Origin of the sequence: Chitinophaga sp. (assembly GCF_036566945.1) — a bacterium.
GTDB lineage: Bacteria > Bacteroidota > Bacteroidia > Chitinophagales > Chitinophagaceae > Chitinophaga.
Window position 1 is genome coordinate 1 of sequence record NZ_DATCVJ010000942.1, and the last position, 1790, is coordinate 1790.

Sequence of the window (1790 nt, forward strand, 5' to 3'; positions counted from 1 at the left end):
GTTTCCAGTGCAATACTAACTTACTGAGATGAAAGTTGCGGGATTGACGGGTACCATTTTTACCAGGCAGCTGATCCAGACACAGGTCCAGTTCCAGTGGTTCGGTAAAAAGATGTACTTCGTCCCAGCCAATCGTAAAGTTTCCCTTTTCATCGAGGGTAGTTTCAGCCAGTAATCTATCTGCCTTCATGAGCACCTCTTTGGCTGATAAAGGCTTCATGTCGTTAAAAATACCTGATGCCTGGGGTTCTGTCCGATACTGTGTGTCCGGCAGATAAATACGAATGCGCGCATTGGCCAAAGGCTCAATACAATCATTACAAATAAGTGCAGAGATGTTTCCGATTAATAGGTAACTCATGATTTTATTTTTTTAAAGAAAAAAAAAGGGGTTAACGAGCATCACCTGATGAATGAACTGTTTCTGCATATACTAAAAAAGACAAACAAGGTAGAAAGGCCAATTTATTATTCCATTTTTTGAGGACAATAGATTACTAAGCCGGTTGACATTACAAAGATTAGGAAGTTTAAAGGAGCAGTCAAGCGTTTAACAACTGAAAAAAAGGAATACGTAGAAGTACGCATATCAGGATGATCATTACGTGGTTAGATTGATTGGCAAGATGTTACAAGAGAAAATGCGGAAATGCAATCGGCTTCAAAATTACGATTAGGAAGCGACAGACGGGAAGGATGGCTACCAGCTTTTTGGGGGATATTGATCTCCTGCCCTGGCGTATGGTTATTTCAGGACGGGGTGTCTGCTATACCAGGACGAGTCATAGTTCGGTGATAGTGTATTGATAGTTCGATGGTAGTGCGGTATAAGTGCGGTATAAGAGCGGTAGTAGTGTAATGTAACAGTAATAATAGTCTAATGATACTACGATACATAGACGACTCCTAAGCTATTGCTAAGTAATGATAAGTAGTAACCCTGCCGTTAGCCATTTTTCTTATAGAAGGTGTGCTTTCAACATTATTTATAGTAAAATAAAGATAATTTAAGTGCCAATAGGATACGTATAAATACGCAATTTAGGGTCAACTCTACGTAATCCCCTCATCTTCAACTGTTCAACAAAATCGATTAAACACAGCAGGGTATTGAGTTATCGCCGGCCTTCCGGAATCTTTATGATACAAAGGCTGTAACAGCCGGCCTTTGTATATGTGATATTTTATGATAATTTTACCGCAAACTAAAACTTACCTACTATGAGCGATTCTACAAAACGGCCTATCCCATCGGATGCAGGCGCTTTCATTTCTCTCGATGAAATGAATTTACTAACTAAAAATCATGACGACGATCACGCGAATGCAAGTGCACACCAAAAGACGCTCAACCCTCATATTAAGGCAATATGCTTTGGTAGAGATAAAGTACTTGAATTACTTGATCAACCAGGAGCAACAGCATTAAGAATATACTTTGGATTGAAAATAGATACTGATGGCGATGGCATAAAAGAAAAGAAAATGGTGTTGGTAGCCGTGGATGAAAATGGAAATGATATTCTTCCAATTCCACAGGACGCTGCAGCTTTATCCTCAGGCATTCAGTCTAAAGGTATTCAAGCCAAAATATTAGATGCCGGGCTTCCTTGTCCTTCTTACTGTGCAGGTAAATTACCTTAGACAATAAAAAAAAATAAGTGGCAATATATAAAATCATCTTCTATATTATGTTGGGGATCGAATGCTTGCTTTTGATCCCCTTTACATTAAATTATAGTACTCTTGATAAGGCTGGAAGAAGTATTTACCTATACCTTGTGAGCAGC

2 protein-coding genes are annotated in these 1790 nt (G+C 38.9%); one reads left to right on the top strand and one right to left on the bottom strand.

All coding sequences use genetic code 11. The features are described 5' to 3' along the window. Positions 1 to 361 (bottom strand): hypothetical protein (locus tag VIP81_RS28280; RefSeq protein WP_331969503.1); only part of this gene is annotated, 361 nt, incomplete at its 3' end. Positions 362 to 1221: 860 nt separating this feature from the next. Here VIP81_RS28280 and VIP81_RS28285 point away from each other — a divergent pair. Next, positions 1222 to 1644, top strand: coding sequence for a hypothetical protein (locus VIP81_RS28285; RefSeq protein ID WP_331969506.1), 423 nt, complete (start codon positions 1222 to 1224; stop codon positions 1642 to 1644). The last annotated feature ends 146 nt before the right edge of the window (positions 1645 to 1790 follow it).